This window comes from Bacteroides salyersiae WAL 10018 = DSM 18765 = JCM 12988, from assembly GCF_000381365.1.
Classification (GTDB): domain Bacteria; phylum Bacteroidota; class Bacteroidia; order Bacteroidales; family Bacteroidaceae; genus Bacteroides; species Bacteroides salyersiae.
Genome location: NZ_KB905470.1, coordinates 34,262 through 51,409, shown reverse-complemented (window position 1 = coordinate 51,409; position 17,148 = coordinate 34,262). Strand labels below are relative to the sequence as shown.

Annotated in this window: 8 protein-coding genes; all 8 read right to left on the bottom strand. The window is 50.5% G+C overall.

The annotated features are described in order from the left end of the window. Positions 1-83 precede the first annotated feature (83 nt). Positions 84-506 (bottom strand): dihydrofolate reductase family protein, encoded by a 423-nt coding sequence (locus HMPREF1532_RS20140; RefSeq protein WP_004293871.1) that lies wholly within the window; start codon positions 504-506, stop codon positions 84-86. A 279-nt stretch (positions 507-785) separates the two neighbouring features. After that, positions 786-2,108: a sigma-54-dependent transcriptional regulator gene (locus HMPREF1532_RS20135; protein WP_004293870.1), complete on the bottom strand. Its 1,323-nt coding sequence runs from the start codon at positions 2,106-2,108 to the stop codon at positions 786-788. After that, on the bottom strand, positions 2,101-4,419 hold the full coding sequence (locus HMPREF1532_RS20130; protein WP_004348456.1) for a hybrid sensor histidine kinase/response regulator: 2,319 nt from the start codon (positions 4,417-4,419) through the stop codon (positions 2,101-2,103). The genes HMPREF1532_RS20135 and HMPREF1532_RS20130 overlap by 8 nt, the downstream gene beginning before the upstream one ends. After that, on the bottom strand, positions 4,419-6,344 hold the full coding sequence (gene tet(Q), locus HMPREF1532_RS20125; RefSeq protein WP_004293868.1) for a tetracycline resistance ribosomal protection protein Tet(Q): 1,926 nt from the start codon (positions 6,342-6,344) through the stop codon (positions 4,419-4,421). Before tet(Q) ends, HMPREF1532_RS20130 begins: the two co-directional genes overlap by 1 nt. A 656-nt stretch (positions 6,345-7,000) precedes the next feature. Further along, positions 7,001-12,814 (bottom strand): N-6 DNA methylase, encoded by a 5,814-nt coding sequence (locus HMPREF1532_RS20120; RefSeq protein ID WP_005790817.1) that lies wholly within the window; start codon positions 12,812-12,814, stop codon positions 7,001-7,003. Then, positions 12,804-13,256 carry a DUF1896 domain-containing protein gene (locus tag HMPREF1532_RS20115; protein WP_004304266.1) on the bottom strand — a complete coding sequence of 151 codons (453 nt, stop codon included), beginning with the start codon at positions 13,254-13,256 and terminating at the stop codon, positions 12,804-12,806. The genes HMPREF1532_RS20120 and HMPREF1532_RS20115 overlap by 11 nt, the downstream gene beginning before the upstream one ends. Positions 13,257-13,418: 162 nt before the next feature. After that, positions 13,419-15,506, bottom strand: a complete 2,088-nt coding sequence (locus tag HMPREF1532_RS20110) for a type IA DNA topoisomerase (RefSeq protein ID WP_005790822.1) — start codon at positions 15,504-15,506, stop codon at positions 13,419-13,421. A 61-nt stretch (positions 15,507-15,567) separates the two neighbouring features. Then, on the bottom strand, positions 15,568-17,136 hold the full coding sequence (locus HMPREF1532_RS20105; RefSeq protein ID WP_005790824.1) for a DUF3945 domain-containing protein: 1,569 nt from the start codon (positions 17,134-17,136) through the stop codon (positions 15,568-15,570). Between the last annotated feature and the right edge of the window lie 12 nt (positions 17,137-17,148).

Below are 17,148 nucleotides of genomic sequence, written 5' to 3'. Positions count from 1 at the left end.
ATTATCTCCGACTTAAATTGTTTGTAATCAGAACATTTATTCTATTCCTGAAAATAGAAATGTATGCTTGCCGCACATTTTGGCTATCTTGCTTTTTTATCAAGGATATAGATAATGCGACATACACCGTTGGAATAGCTTTTCAAGGAGGAAAGCGTCCAGTGTTGCTCTGGCAGAGCCGACTTAAAAAAATGTCGTCCGCTTCCGGATATGAAAGGAACGGTGTATAGTATGATTTCATCCACAGCGTGCATACGCAGTAGTCCGTTTATATAATCTGCCGTATCCAGTGTGGCTTCCGCGAGGTAACGGATGTTTGTGCCGTCTTTTCTCCATTCGTGCAGCATTGAAATGGAATAGTCCGGTGTCACACGGTAAAGGGCTTTCTTCCTGATTTCATCAAGACCGCAACGGTCAAGGCACAAATCCTGATGTGCTTTATCATATAACTCTGAAGAAAGACATCCGTCCATCGTCAGTACGGCGAGAATCTGAACTTTACCCATAATCGTTTCCTTTCGTTAGGCAAGGGTAAAAAAGTAGCGTGCAATTCACACTACCTTCAAGCGATGGCTCTGGTAAAGCCTTTACGGAGAGTACGTGAATGCACGCTATGCGTAAGCATAGCATAAGCATCACGCAATCGTCTCCGTAGTTCCAATTTACCAGATTTTCGCTTGAAACGCCTTGCGGTCTTATCCTATATGTTGGCGGCGAAAAGCTCCTGCCAATCGCCGTTTTTCTCAAATGTTATGCAAAGATAGCCAAATTCAGTGAATTACGGGCTATGATTGCTTGAATTTATATTTAAGTCCATACTCTTCAAGTTTGCTGTATAGTGTTGTCCTGCCTATGCCGAGCAGTTCTGCGGCGACACTCCGGTTGCCGTTTGCCTGTTTCAACGCACGCAATATCCGCTCCTTATCCTCCGCGTCATTGCGCAAGGCGAAGCTGACAGTAGAGGTCGGTTTCGTCACGGCAAGTTCCAGATGCTCTTTCATGACAACACCTTCCTGCGCCTGCAATACAGCACCCATAACTTTCTGCCGAAGTTCCCGCACGTTGCCCGGCCATGCGTGTGTCAGCAACGCTTTACGTGCTTCGGAACTGAACCCGCTCACGCTACACTCCAGCTCTCTGTTTGCCATATCACGGAAGAACTCTGCCAGCGGCATGATGTCTTCCTGACAGTCACGCAACGGAGGAACGGTTATCCCGAAGTCGTGCAGGCGGTACAGAAGATCCTGCCGAAAACGCTTTTCATTCACCGCTACTTCCAAATCTTCATTGGTAGCAGCGATGATGCGGACATTGAAATTCCGGTCTGCCTTGTCTCCGACCGGGCGATACCGCCTCTCCTGTATGGCGCGGAGCAACATCTGTTGGGTTTCCAACGCGAGGTTTCCTACCTCGTCCAGAAAAAGCGTGCCGCCTTCCGCCTCATGGAAATATCCTTTCTTGGCATTGTCCGCACCTGTAAACGCTCCCTTGACGTGTCCGAAGAAAGCCGACGGTGCAAGCTCTTTGGAGAGTGAACCGCAGTCCACCGCCACAAATGGCTTGCCTGCACGTTTGCTCTTGTCATGCAACAGATGGGCAATATGCTCCTTACCCGTGCCGTTCTCACCAAATATCATCACGCTCATGTCGGTGGCGGCTACCAGCCTTATCCGGTGCATGATTTTCTGAAAAGCGGAACCTTCACGGGCGAATACAGGCATACGGCGTTGTCCTGCCTGACGTTCTTTCAGTATGGAACGGATCAGGGGGACAAGTTTATCCTCCACAAGCTGTTTGGGAATATAGTCTATCGAGCCGAGTTTCATGCTTTCCACGGCGGTATTAACTTCGGCGTAGTCGGTCATAATGATGAAGGGCTGCATCTTTCCCTCCTTTCGCATCCAGCACAAAAGGTCTATGCCACTGCCGTCAGGCAGACGCAGGTCGGCAACCACGATATCATTATCTGTTGCCTGTTGCAGATGTTTCTTCGCGGTTGAGAGGTGGTAAGCCTTCATATTGCGGTAGCCCTCCCGTGACAGCATATTGCAGACATATTCGCAATACACGATGTTGTCTTCCACCACAATTATTTTTGTCTTATCCATCTTCGTATTTTCTCCTTTCCTCTTCTGCCAACCGTATTATTTCCACTCCCTTATCCAGCACAGCAGTCACGGCATGGCTTAACGCTTCACCATCCGGGAGAGCATCGCCACGAAGCAATCCGTAAAGTACATTCAGCGGTTGGTCGGCACGGAGCACCTCCCACGAACTGCGCAGGTGGTGGATCAGGGAATCCAGCTTTTGCAGGTCTTTTTCTTTTGCTGCATCCCGTACCGCCTGCATTTCCTTTTCTGTTTCAGTTATCAACTTTTCCAGCATGACGGCTTCATTGCCATAGGACAATAAGGCGGAAAAGTCCGGTTTCCCGTCCGGTGTCGCTTTTATGGCACACCTGTCGGAAACCTCCATCAGTTCCGATATGGAGAACGGCTTGAACAGGCATCCGGCAAAGCCTTTTGCCAATAGTTCCCCTTTGTTACAACTGCCCGAAGCGGTTGCCACAACCACCGGGATTGTTGGTGAATTGCCCACGTTGGACGAACGCAACAGTTCCAGCAATTCGAAACCGTTTATACCAGGCATATTCAAGTCTGTCAGCAACAGGCTGTATTCTTTCTGGCGTATCATTTCCATCAGTGCCGCAGCATCGGTGCAAGTGTCGCAGTGTATTCCTTCTTGGGAATACATCTCTTTCAGCATTAGAAGTAATACCTCATCATTGTCAATGGCGACAACATCATGGAATTTATTGTTATGATAAACAGGTGTATTGCTTGTATATCCAAGCTGTTCTTCAGCTTCCTGCATAGAAATTTCAACTGTGAAACGACTGCCTTTCCCTTTCTTGCTGTCCAAACGGATTGTTCCGCCAAGCATCGACACAATATTACGCATTATGGCAAGCCCAAGCCCGAAACCCTCCTTTGCAGCGGCATTTGATAGACGTTCAAACGCACCGAACGCTTGTTTCTGTTCCTCTTCTGTCATGCCTGTACCTGTATCTTCAATGACCAGTGTCAGAACTCCATTATCATATTCAGTAATCAAAGAAACACCGCCTTCTTCTGTGAACTTGACAGCGTTTGACAGCAGGTTATTCCCGATTTGTATTATTCGCTCTTTGTCGGTCAATACAATGGCATCGTGTCCAGTCTTCACGGACAAGGACAACCCTTTGTTCACGGCAACAGGCATGAACTCCGTTTCAAGTGTGTGCGTGATTGCAGAAATCCGGCAGGGTGACAGACGGGGCTGTTCCTTGCCGTTGTCCAGGCGGAAGAAGTCAAGCAAAGTGTTGAGCATATCCCGCATACGGTCGGAGGATTGCAGTATATTTTGGATATATTGCCCATTATTACCGCTATTGCATTCTTTCCGCAAAAGTTCGGTATAGCCGGTTATTGCCGTCAGTGGTGTACGCAACTCATGGGTAATAGTATATACCGCTTTCTTTCGGGAGGTTATGAGTATCTCATTTTGTTGCACGGACTGTTCCAATTGCTCGATCAAATCCGTTGTCTTGCGTTTGTATCGTTTAATGTTCTTTGCATCACGGTGTATGATGATATAGGAAATGACCAACAGCAAAAGAACAAATCCCATCAAGCCGCCTATCTGCATAAATGATTTTTTACGCATGGCTGTTATCTCGCTTTCTCTATTTTGTAAATCAGATTGCACCTTCTTTTCGATTTGGCAAATCAATCCTTGCAGTTGTCTGTTAAGTTCTGCATTACGGGCAGCAAGACTATCGGCTTGTTCTGACAATCGACGGCTCTGCGCATTCTGTTCGTTGACCATGTTTCTATTGGATGAACGGAGCGTAGTCGTTGTTGTCGTTGGCTTCGTTCCCTCTTTTTTGCCGAAGATGCTCAAGAAACCTTTTCGTTTTGGCTTTTTGGACTGTTCCTGCACACTTTTCTGCACAATAACCGGAATTTGATTGGCTATCTTCTTGTTAATAGATTGTTGTTCATCCATTAACCGGACTATCTGGAACATCTGTCGTTCCTTATCCTCTAAAAGACTGCGCACACTATCGATGCGCTCTGCTGGATAGGTGGCCTTGAAACGGCAAAGCATACTGTCCATTGCCATACGCCGTGCATGGTAATGCTCGATATCTTTATCGTTCCATTCCAGTATTGTTTCACCCAATAGAGAAAATTTTATCATTTGAATATTGATATTGTTTATTTCTTTTCGGAGCTCGTCTATTTTTTTATTGCCAAGTTCTAATGCTTCTATCTCCTGCCATTCATAGAGGCTATTATATGCCATACATCCGATAAGAATGGAGATAAGTATATATCCCAACTGTATTGCCTTATAGAAATTTCCTGACCGCTCCATTATTTTGATGACATTGATTTTTGGAACATGAATAAAAGTTTATCTTTTTCGTTCATGCGGATATTATCAGAATAACCGCCTTTTGTTATTTGATACCCGCATGGCTTAACCATAAAAATGCCTAAGCCCTTAGTGTATGAACTTACTTCTGATGCATAGTCTTTACTTGTATTTAATGGAACTTTCCCTTTAATATGACACCACTCATTATTGCAACTGATGTCTTCAATCTCAGACATCATTTTTTGCAAATCTGTAATAGCTTTGGAACTTGCCGCTTGGGGTATCTGCAACTCAAAATAGAGCATCGGTTCGAGAATGTCCACACCTGACTGTTGCAAGGCCAGCCTGAAGACATAAGGGGTCAGCTGTCTGAAATCAGCAGGTGTACTTACCGGGCTATAATACTCGGCTTGAGTAAAAGTTACTTTCAGATCAGTCACTTCCCATCCATGTAACCCGGATTGGCAAGACATACGAATCCCTTCAAAAACGGCATTTTGAAAAGAATGGTTCAGATAACCATAGGAGATGTCACTTTCGATTTGCAACCCTGTCCCTAACGGTAAGGGTTCAAGAGTCAGCCCTATTGTGGCCCAATAAGGGTTGGGCGGCACTTCGATCTGAATAATCTTATTGACCTTTTTTACAGGTCGTTCTTTGTATATAGTCTTGATCTCATCAAAATGGACCTTTACGGAAAATCGTTCTTCCAGCAATGTCTGTATGATTTCCTTTTGGGTTAAACCATATAACGAGATTTCCAATTCATCACTATATGAGTTTATGGAAAAGGACAAAGACGGGTCTTCAATCCACAATGTATTCAGAGCGGATATCACCTTGCTTCTCTCTTCGGGCCTGTCTGGCCGGACGGAGGATTTGAGAGCGGGATGCTGATGCGATAATCCTTGAATCAAACAAGGTTCAGCACCTAAATAATTTCCGATTCGAAAATCATCCATATCCTCTACAATCGCGATATCATTGGCGCCCACTTCATCAACATTTATCTCTCTGCCCTGATTGATAGTTTTTAGATTTTTAATCTTGATGAATTTTTCCGAATCGTTGATTCTTACAACGTCTCGAAGTCTCAGACTTCCGTCAATTATTTTTAGAAAACTTCTTTTATGTCCTTTGGGGTCATGCTCTATCTTATAAAGATAAGATGAAAGTCTGTTTGAGACCGATGCCGGAGGAAGTATAAAAGAAGTGATGGCGTCCAACAACTCATTGATACCGATATTGAACATTGCTGATCCATGTAGCACCGGATAGACTTTGGCTTTTGCCACAAGAGCGATTATCGTATTCCAATAATCAGCCGGTGAAATTTCGCTATCCGCCAAATATCGTTCTAATATATTGTCGTCATGGTTGCATACAAATTCTTTGTATTCTTCCTTTATATATGTTTGGGAGCAAACCGGATAAACCGATCCATCGACAACATTTTGCATAAACAGGACATCTTGAGACAGATTTGCTTTTATATCCAGATACAAACGCTCCAAATTCACACCGGCTCGGTCAATCTTATTGATAAATATAATTGTCGGGATTTGCAGCTTCTGTAAAGTATTGAACAGCAACTTTGTCTGCGCTTGTATGCCTTCCTTTGCGGATAAGATGAGGACTGCTCCATCAAGCATTTTGAATGTCCGCTCCACTTCCGCAATAAAATCCATGTGTCCCGGAGTGTCAATGATATTGCATTTCACACCATTCCAGATAATAGATGTCGTAGAAGCCCGAACAGTAATTCCTCTACGTTTCTCTATATCCATAGAGTCCGTTATGGTGTCACCATTATCCACACAGCCGCACTTTTCCGTTGCTCCACTGGCAAACAGCAGATTCTCGGTTACGGAAGTTTTTCCTGCATCAATGTGAGCAAGAATTCCTAAATTTATAATATTCATTTGGATTAAGCAATAATATACTACAATAGATGCATTGTCGAAACGCACCTTTTAATACCTCCTCGTAGCATATGAGAACTACAGGATTCCTAACTCGTATTAATATGTATATTATTACTGCCGCATAACGATTACAAAATTACACAAAAAAATATATCTAACAAAAGTAGGAGGATTTTTTAACTTTTTACCATAGACATTTTATTAGGGAAACGTAGGTTCAACTGGTAAGTACAAATAAGTAGAAATGTTTGAACAACACTGTTTTAGGAAGTTGAAAAATCAAGTTTCTCTCTCGGTATAGCGTTTATTTTGGCCAATATCTTCTTTAGTTTGGCATTTGAGTATTTCCCATTCGTGTTCTATTTAGCTCCTTATTATGAGTATGTAGCAAGTTGCTTATCAAATTCAGCCTCTTTGAGGGTCAAATATGGTTTTGCAAATGGTGACTGACAAGACATAAACAAGGTCAGCAGGATTTTTTACATAAATGGACATGAATGTATATAACCTAAAATAAGAATAAATTTTAATAAGGGCTGCCCAAAAAGAAAAAAATGCAGTTGCCATCCTACAGATACTTGCAGAAAGGATAAAATTTACTTTTAGACCTTTTGGGATAGCCCTTATTAATACTTCAGATAAAATTCCTAAGGTTATATTTTCAATCCTTTGAACCGGGTTTCCTCCTTGGCATACAGTCCCGGACGCCCGATTATGACATGGTTGGCAACGATACTATCCGCCGGACTGCGTATCTGCGGCGGTGCATTTTCGGGATATTGCGCCTGCCTGTTCCTCACATCTTCCGCTTCCGGCTTGACCTGTTGCCCTTCTTTCTCCTTTTCGGCGACTTCGGGCGTGGGCGGCGCAAGTTCCAGCTGTATTTTTCGGTCAAGGGCGGCAAGTTCGGATTTCAGCTGCTTCAGCTCGTCCTCCTTCTTCCACACCTTGCCCGCTATCTCCTGCAACTGCGGTATCTCCCTCTCCAGCACCTCGTTCTTCGCCTTGTACTGGTCGATAATGGAGGGTATCCTCTCCATCGCGTTCAGGAAGTTTCGGGCGGCAGCCATCGGATCAGCCATTGCCAGATGTCCGTTGTTATAGGTGTACTTGTAGTTCCCCTCTACCACGAAGCGGTTGTCGGTAAACTCCAATCCCTCTTTGAGTATCCTCTCGCTCACCACCTTTATCGGAAAACCGTACAGTTCTCCGACCTGTGTGTAAAGCCCGCCCGTAGTGGCGTTTTTCGCTATCTCCTGCAAACGCTTTCCGATAACCTTCTCATCGGCGGAATCCACACCGTCCACCTTTATTATATTAAGGCGGTTGCCCTCCCTGTCGGTCTGCGCCACCGAAAGGAAGCGGTTCCAGTCCTCCGTCATGGCATCTATGAAAGCCGTGTTGTTACGCAACTCGCCCGTCTTCGACTCTAACTTGAACTCCGAATCACGCTTGCCCTTGTTAAACGACTTGCGTTCCCCTTCGAGCGAGGCGATGCGCTTTTCAAGTTTCGCCTTGTCCAGCAGGTCGGTGTTGCCGGATAGCAACGCCATATATTCCGAAAAGTTCATGCCCGATTTCTCGTCCACTGCCCCCTCGTCGATGGTACGCGCCCCCATAGCACCGCTTTTGAGCTGGCTGATGAAAGTCTGCTTGCAGTGCAGGAGGTTGAACTTGTAGCTGTCCAGTGACTTCTCCACCGCGTAGATGATTACGTCCACGTTGTTCCCGGCGAAATGCTTGGCAATTTCGTTTCCGGCTCTAACTCCGCGTCCGTCACGCTGTTGCAGGTCGGACGGTCGCCACGGCGTATCGAGATGATGAATTGCCACACACCTTTTCTGTGCGTTCACACCCGTTCCGAGCATGGAGGTGGAGCCGAACAGAACACGCACCGTTCCGGCATTCATGGCGTCTATCACCGCCTTCCGAGCCTTGTCGGTCTTGCACTCCTGAATGAAGCGCACCTCGCTTGGCGGTATGCCGTAATCCTCCGTCAGCTTGCGCTTGATTTCCGAATAGACGTTCCACCCGTCGCCCGGCTGATATGTCCCCAAGTCCGAGAAAACGAACTGCGTGCCTTTCTGCGCGTCGTATTTTTGGTAATACTCCGCGATCATCTTGGCACAGTGGCTCGCCTTGTTATCGGGGTGGTCTTCATAATGCGGGTCTATCATGCGCATGTCGAGTGCCATCTTGCGGGCGTAGTCGGTGGCGATAAGCATCTTCGCCTTTTCCTCCGTTTCCGAAAGCGGCAGCCTGCCCAGAAGTGTGGCATCGCCAGTCTTGGCGAACTGCATCAGCTTCTGTATGAAGTCCTCCTGCTCCGGCGTGGGCGGTATGTGGTGCAGTATCTCATTCTTGTTGGGACGATCTACGCCCACGTCCTCTGCCGTGCGGTAGTCCGTGATTTCATTATAGAAGGCGGCAAGTTCCGGCACCTTGATGAAGTAGCGGAAACGCTCCTTTTGAACCACGTTGTTCGTCACGTTAAATTCAAAATCCGTCGTCTTCTTGGCGAATATCGCCGCCCAAGCGTCGAAACATCGGATGTCCTGCCGTTCCAGCTCCTTCGGACGCAAATACTTGAACAGCAGATACAACTCCGTCAGCGAGTTGCTGATGGTAGTACCCGAAAGGAAGGTCGCTCCCAAGTCTCTGCCCGTGCGCTCCTGTATGGTGCGTATGGCAAAGAGCATGTTCAGTGCCTTCTGGCTTCCCTCGCTGTTGCCCAGTCCCGCCACACGGTCATGGCGCGTGTTGAACGTCAGATTTTTGAACTGGTGGCTCTCATCTATGAAGATGTGGTCGATGCCCATCTGCTTGAAATCCACCACGTCGTCCGTGCGTGACTTTATGGCATGTTCCACCTTCTCCAGCTTCGCTTCAAGGTTGTGTTTGCGCTTCTCCAGACCTTTCAGCATAGCCCGCGACACGTTCTTTCCCTGCTGCCGCAGCACTTCGAGGTTTTCCTCCACCGTGTCAAGCTCCGCTTGCAGGATGCGCTGCTGCAACTCCGGCGACTGCGGTATCTTGCCGAACTGGTCGTGCGACATGATGACACAATCGTAGTCGTTGTTCTTTATATTATTGAAGAAGCGCACACGGTTGGCGGTCGAAAAGTCCTTCTCCGAAGCGTACAGAATACGTGCGTTGGGATATGCCGCCTGATAGGTGGCGGCAATCTCCGCAACGTTGGCTTTCAGCCCGATAATCATCGGCTTATGTGCCAATTTCAGACGCTTCATCTCATGCGCGGCGATGCACATTATCAGCGTCTTGCCGGTTCCCACCTCGTGGTCGCAAATTCCGCCGCCGTTCTGTTTCAGCATCCAGACGCAATCCATCTGCGAGGGATAGACGCTCTTGATACCCCGGCTTGCCAAGCCTTTCAGATTGAGGTCGGGGAAGGTCTGGTGCGAGCCGTCATACTTCGGGCGCACGAAACAGTTGAACTTGCGGTTATACATTGTCGTCAGCCGTTCCTTGAACTGCGGCGACTGTTCTTCGAGCCATTCGGAGAAACCGTTGCGGATTTCATCAATCTTGGCGTTGGCGAGCTGTATGCCCTCGCTGTCGCGCACCTTGATGTCGTTGCCATGCTCGTCCTTGCCGATGGACTTCATCATGTCGGGGCAGGTGTTGTGCAGGGCGTGTTTCAAGAGGTGCATACCGTCATAGTTCCGGTAATACCCCTTTACCAGAAACTCGTCCGTGATTTTCATGGTGCGGTAGCCGCACGCAACCGAAAACTCGTCCATGCTTGCGGAATAGGCGATTTTCACCTCCGTGTCGAACAGCCGGCTCATGTAGGCGGCATAGACACCCGTCGGAATCCAGCGTTCCCCGAAATTGAAGTCCAGATCCTCGAAGGCGATACGCGGCGGTTCGGCATCTTTCAGAGCCTCCAACGCCTGTTTCACTTCCGGCATACGCTCACTTTCGGGGTTTTCGCCCATCCAAGCCTCTATGCGTTCCGCCTTCTCTATCACGTTCCCGGCTATGAAGCGGTCTTTGATTTCGTAACCGGTCACGAGCGGATTGTAATAGATGCGTCCTTGCAGGGCTGTGAGCAACTCCTCCGCCGTGCTGTCGGTTATCTCCCGCATATAGTCGAGATTGACCGTGCCATATTTGTTGAGCGACGCGGACAGGGCTTCTTCGGGAGAGCCTACGTTGGCATGGCTCTCCACGGAGAAGGAAACGGGATGCTCGAAGATGTCCGCCTTGACGAACTTTCCGTTCTCCACCCGTTCCAGCGAAAGGATGTCACGCCCGCCCGCGTCCATCATCACTAACTTCACGTTCTGCTTGGCGTTGAGGTTGCCGTAGCGCATGACAAACTCATCGTAACAGGTATTCAGATGCTCTCGCCACGGAACATTTGCCTCGCGCCGGAGCGATTCATAACGGTACAGACGCTCGTAGGCGTCACGCAGCGACACATACAACAACGCCTTTTCCTTCTGGTATCCTTTCAGGTCGAGCGGCTGGAATGTAGCCCCGTATGGCGTGATGTCCTTCAGATAGCCGATGTTATGACGCCCCCGGTCAGCCACCAGCGAGCCTTCGCGCAGGTGCATCTCCGGCGTGCGATGGTAGGCACGCGGCGTAAGGTCCGCGACTTCCTCCTTCGGCTTTTCCGGTTCGATGTCGGGAAAAAGGGAAGTAGCCACCGTTTCCGGTGGAGCATCGGTAACAGCAGGTGCGGCGACTGCTTCCGGCTGTGTTTCCTCCTGCCGGGGTTGTTCACGTGGTACTTCCGGCGTGATCGTCGCAACCGTTCTGTTTTCATGTTTTTCATTATGCTGCCTTGCCAGCTCCCGAAGTTCCTTCCTGCGCTCCGGCGTGAGTTCCATCATCATCTCGTAGAAGCCGTTGATGGGAGGATTGGTTTCCCAGTCCAGCTTTGCATAGATGTCGTCCGGGTCGGCAGGCTTGGCGGTGTTCTCCGCTTTCACCTCCTTATTCTCCATAGCGGGTTTTGCAGTTGGAGCTGTCGGTGTAACCGTGACTTTCGGTTTGGGCGGAGTGGACTTTGCCGTAACTGCCTTTTTCACCGTCTTTTTCTTTTTGGAGGTTTTCGGTTGGCTGACCTCTTCCGTCATCCCCCAGAGGTTGAGCAAGGAGAGCTGCACCCCGTCAGAATATTTCGGACGTGGCTCTATCTCCGGTTTTTCCTCAACGGGTTGCGGTTTTTCCGTCGGAGTTTCCACCGTCTGCGCCGAAGATACCGTTTCCAATTTTATAGCAGGACGCTCCGCCTCCTTTTGAACGGTAACCTTTTCTTCCGTTCCCGACTGCCAGATTGTTCCCGAATACAGACGCATGGCGAGCCTGTAATGGAAATCCTCGTTGAGCATCCGGCGCAAGTCCCCGGCGATACCTGCGGTCTTGCCCTCGTGCAGATAAACCATAGCGGGCTTCCCGTAGGGGTCAGTGTCAAGTTTCGACGTCGTATGCACGATGCGTTCCGGGTGGTGGATGAAATAGGCGTTGTCGGTCAGGTCGGTTTTCGTGTCCGTCTGTATCACGGTCATCAGCCGCTCGTCCTGCGACATTTCCTTCTTGCTGAGGTTCTTTTGCAGGACAATCAGGTCGCTGCCCACCTCCGTCCCCGCGTTGTCCGTGAACAGGTTGTTGGGCAGGCGTATCGCGGATACCAGATTGGCCTGACTGAACAGCTCGTTACGCACGGAGGTCTTGGTGCTATTCAATACCCCTTGCGAGGTGATGAACGCCACGATACCGCCGTCACGCACGGCATCCAGTCCTTTGAGAAAGAAATAGTTGTGGATGGTTTTCTGGGCGGAGCGTCTGCCGAAAGAGTCGCTCCGCTGAAACTCCGCGTCGAACACGGCAATGTCACCGAACGGAATGTTGGACACCGCCAAGTCGAAATAATTGTTGAACGGTCTTTCGATTTTCTCAAAACCGCAGGTGCGCATTTTCTGGTCGGGATAGAGATGCCTCAAGATTGTACCCGTGAGCAGATCCTTCTCGAAAGCCATCACATCCGCATTGGGGCTGTGCCGTAGCATGGAATCCACGAACACGCCGACACCTGCCGACGGTTCGAGCATACGGGCGGGGCGGACGCTGTAATCTGCCAGCACGTCCGCGATGGTGTCGGTTATCTCTTTGGGGGTGTAGAAAGCGGTCAGCACGGACGCTTTCAGCGAATCCACAAACCGCTTGTACTCTGTTTCGTCCTTGCTGTTCTCACGGATAAGCCTGTGCAGCTCCACCGTCGGGGCGAACAGTTCGAGGTCGGATTTCGCCCACCGGACGGCATCCGTCAGTTCCTTTGCAGGGTTGAGGATACATTTCAGACCGCCGAAACCGCAGTACCTTTGAAGTATGGCACGCTCTTCGGTTGTCGCTGTCCTGTTTTCCCTGTCAAGGATGAATGCCGTCCGTATCGCCTCGATGTTGTCCCGCAGTTTCTGTTTGCGGTTAAACGCCATATTCGTCTAAGTAAAGGACGGTTGCTCCCGTCAGCTCCGTGTAGAGCAGGTCGTAATCGGAAGACAGGGCGAAATTGTCATCCGAGAGGTCATAGACGGAGAACACGTTGCCGACAAGCGGCAGCAGTTTCAGGACAAAGGCTTCACGCTTCTCTTCCGGCACTTCATCGGCAAACTCGTTTTCCACGACTTCGCGGAGGATGGCGTAACGGGAATAATGCAGCCCGCGCAGCAGCGTGTCCATCGCCAGTTCCTGCGCACCATCGGCGGGATAGCCTTCAAGCCGTGCCCTCTCATACGTTTCGGCGGCACGGTCGGCCCGTTCCCGTATGAAAGCGGTGTCGTCAGCCTGTTCAAACTTGTTCGTGCGGAGATAGTCCAGCAGGTACAGACCGTAATAGGAAAAGTCGGTCTGACCCTCGTTTTTCTTCTTGTTGTTCATTACTTTGGATTTAGCGGATTGATAATTAACGGGATAATCGGTTGGAAAAAGGAAGAAAAAGGCACTCGGTATCCCTCCGAGTGCCACCACTAAATCCAAAGTATGAGTGTAATCCGGTATCGAAGAACAATTCATTACTCTGAACAAGTGGCAAAGTTAATACTATTTCTTCCGTCCTGAAAATTTCTTGCCCTTTTTAGCCTCCGGGAACACAAAAGTCGTGTTATATTCCCCGTCAAAGGCGACAACAGCATCGAAACTCTTGCCCTGTTTGCTCTTGAACCCTTTGAGCAGCTTGGTATGCCCTTCGGTGAGCAGGTCTTTGATTTCATCGTCGGACAGGGTGCGTCCCGCTTTCAGCCGGAACACGGGCAGTCCGCACTCCGTGTTGTCGCAGCGTACCACCTTGCCGTAGAACCGCATCCTGCCCGTGCCACACTTGGGACACGCGCAGCCGGAGTCACGGCTGCCGAAGAGCTTGTCGCACGAGAGCAGTTCGGAGGTTATCTCACGTGTGTACGCCTCTATCTCCTTGCGGAAGGTGTCGGCGGACAGTTCCCCGCGCTCGATACGCGCCAGCTCCTTTTCCCATTCGCCCGTCATGGCAACATCGGCGATGCGCATCGTCTTGACGACGGAATTGAGGGCAAGTCCTTTTTCGGTGGGAACAAGCGACTTCTTGCAGCGTTCCATGTAACCGCGCTTGAAAAGCGTTTCGATGATGGAGGCGCGTGTGGCGGGAGTACCGATGCCACAGTCCTTCATCGCCTGCCGCAGTGCGTCGTCCTCAATTTCCTTGCCCGCCGTTTCCATTGCCGAGAGCAGGGTGGCTTCGGTATGCAGCGGCTTGGGTTTGGTCTTTCCTTCGGTAATGGACGAGCCTTTCGGTGTCAGCGTGTCGCCTTCCTGCCAGCCGGGGATGGTAATTTCCTCTTTTTCCTCGCCATAGACGGCACGCCATCCGGTTTGCTTCACGACGCTGCCTTTTACGGTAAACTCCACTCCGGCACATTCCGCCGTGACAGTGGTCACATCCTTGACGCATTTCTCAGAGAATGCCTCGACCATGCGCCCGGCAATCATCTGATAGATGGTATTGTCCTCTTTGGAGAGGAAGAGCGGTTTCTCACCCGTGACGAGCAGGGCATGGTGGTCTGTCACCTTGCCGTCGTCCACGCTGCGGCGTGTCGGGGCGGCTTTTGCCCGCACCTTGTCTTTCCATTCGGGCTGTGTGCCGATGAAAGCGAGCAGTTTGGGAATTTCGGCAAACACGTCTTCGGGGATGTAGCGGCTTCCCGTTCTCGGATAGGTTATCAACTTCTTTTCGTAGAGTTTCTGCGCGATTTCAAGCGTCTGTTCCGCCGTGAAGCCGTGCTTGGCGTTGGCTTCTTTCTGGAGCGTGGTCAGGTCGTAGAGCAAGGGAGTTTCCTCCGTCTTCTCCTTGCGCTCGGCTTTCGTGACAGTGGCGCAACCTGCCGCCTTTACCTTATTATATAGTTCCATCGCCGGTTCTTTCTCTTTCCATTTCTCGGAGGATGAGAATTTCACGACTTCGCCGTCGCAACCGTCCGTTGCGATATGGAGCAGCCAGAATGCTTCGGACGTAAAGCGGCGGTTCTCCCAGTAGCGTTCACATACCATAGCCAACGTTGGTGTCTGCACCCGCCCCACGGAATACGTGCCGTGTCCGGCGGCGATGGATAACGCCTGTGTGCCGTTGATGCCCACGAGCCAGTCGGATTCGCTCCGCGCTTTGGCGGCGAGGTAGAGGTTGTCGTATTTGCTGCCGTCTTCGAGTTTCCGCAGTCCCTCACGGATAGCTTTGTCGGTGAGAGAGCTGATCCACAGGCGCACGAAAGGAGTGGTGCAACCCGTATAGTGGTAGAGGTAGCGGAAGATAAGCTCTCCCTCGCGTCCGGCATCGGTCGCCACGATGATATGTTCGCTTGTGTCGAACAGTCTTTTGATGACTTTTATCTGCGACACCACGCCGCTGTCGGGCTTGTAACCTTTCTCCGTCCTGACCTGACGGGGGACGAGCGTGAATGTGTCGGGAATAATCGGGAGGTTGTCACGGACAAATCCGCGCACGCCGTAGCCGTCGGGCATGGCAAGCTGAACGAGGTGTCCGAATGCCCATGTCACGGCATAGCCGCCTCCCTCGAAATATCCTTCCTCTCTCTTTGTCGCGCCCACGATGCGGGCGATTTCACGTGCCACGGAGGGCTTTTCTGCAATGATTGTCTTCATGTTTTCTTGCTTTTTTGTTGATACTTTGGATTTTATTTTGGATTCAGTGGCGGACACGGGATTACATTTTCATGCCTTTGTTGTTCTTCTTTTTCGGCTTCTCCTGCTGCTGTTGCTGGCGGTCGTCCTTCGGGGCGGTCTGACCTTTCTGCAAAGGCTCTTTCAGGTTCTTTGTCGCCTCGTTGGTTTTGCCCTCGTTGTTCACCGCCACCTGTGTGCGGCTCTCGTTGGACGGGGCGACCTGCTGGGCGTTGTCGGGGTTCGTTTCGTAGCGGTACGGGCGGCCCTTCTCCGGGTTGAACTTGATATACATCGTGGCATGGAAGCCCTGCTTGTCGGTCACGTTCTCCAGTTTCACGGCTTTACCCGCCACGTAGTCGGCTTTCTGCTTGTCGGTGAAGTTCACGCCGCTCCATTTGCTGATGGGGCGGATGCTGCCGTCCTCGTTCATCCACGTGTTGCGGCGTTGCTCCTTCTTGGTCTGTGCGGCATTTTCCCCGCCTTGCGCCTGACTTTTCGAGGTGTCACCTTTGGCTTCCTGCGTCTGTGCGGTACGGGGCGACCTTCCGGTTCCCGGCACGAACTCCACGCCGCGCTGCTCCACGTTCACTTGAAGGGTGGTGACGAACTTCCTGCCGTCGTTGCGCTCGATGAGCTTGTCGCGCACGGGCAGTCCGGCGCGGAGCATGTCCTGCTCCTGTTTGGTGATTTCCGTCTTGCCGATGCGCTCCGGGATGCGCACCTTGTTTGCCGGAATGTCCGTGATTTCATTCGTCTTGCGGTCGATGCTGATGTAGGAGGGGATGATTTCGCCCGTTTCCCTGTCCTCAATGTCCACGACCCTGCCGAGGTTGCCCGTTTCGCGCAGGTTCTTCCGGTCATCGTCGGAGAATTTGTGTTCCTTGTACTCATCTAACTTCTGCTCCTTGCGGATGAAGTGCGGCACGAGGCTGACATTTCCCTCACCGTCCTTCTTGAAGGAGAGGCGGGCGTCCAGCTCGAATGATTCGCCGCCGAAGGTGGGCTTGACCTTCACCAAGTCGGACTTGCCGTAGTGGAGCATCTTCGTAAGGTCGCCGGACTTTTCAAGGTCGTCTCGCTTCACGCCCCATCTGTCCTCCAGTTCCTGCCAGTTGATTTTGCTCTCGTCGATGGGCTGGTAGCCCCGTTTGCCCTGCGTCTGTTGCGGGCTTTCCTGCTGTTCTTTCTGTTGTTCCATGTTTTCCTGTTTTTGAGGTTCTTGTTTCTCTGTCTGTTGTGCCGCCATCTCTTCCTGCACCTTCTTCTCATAACCGGAGGTGTCCACCTTGTGAGGGGCGAGTAGCTCCTTGTTCGCTTCGGGGTCTTTCAGCAGTTGCTTCATCACCTCCAAAAGATTTTCGGCTTGGTCTGCCGCGATGCGGTAGAAACCGAAGCGACTGGGTTCCTTGCACTGCCGGAAGAAGTTCTTGAAGAAGTTGTCCAGCACGTCACCGTGTCGGTCGAATTGCAGGAAACTCTGCGCGTTCTCCGCTTTCGCGGGGGTGCGCTTGGGTGTGCCGTCCGCGTTCAGCCCGGTTACCACGCTGATCTCGCCCGTCTTCTCGTCACGGACTACCAGCACGTCCTTTTCGTCTTTTTTCTTTGCCATCTGAAAAATGTT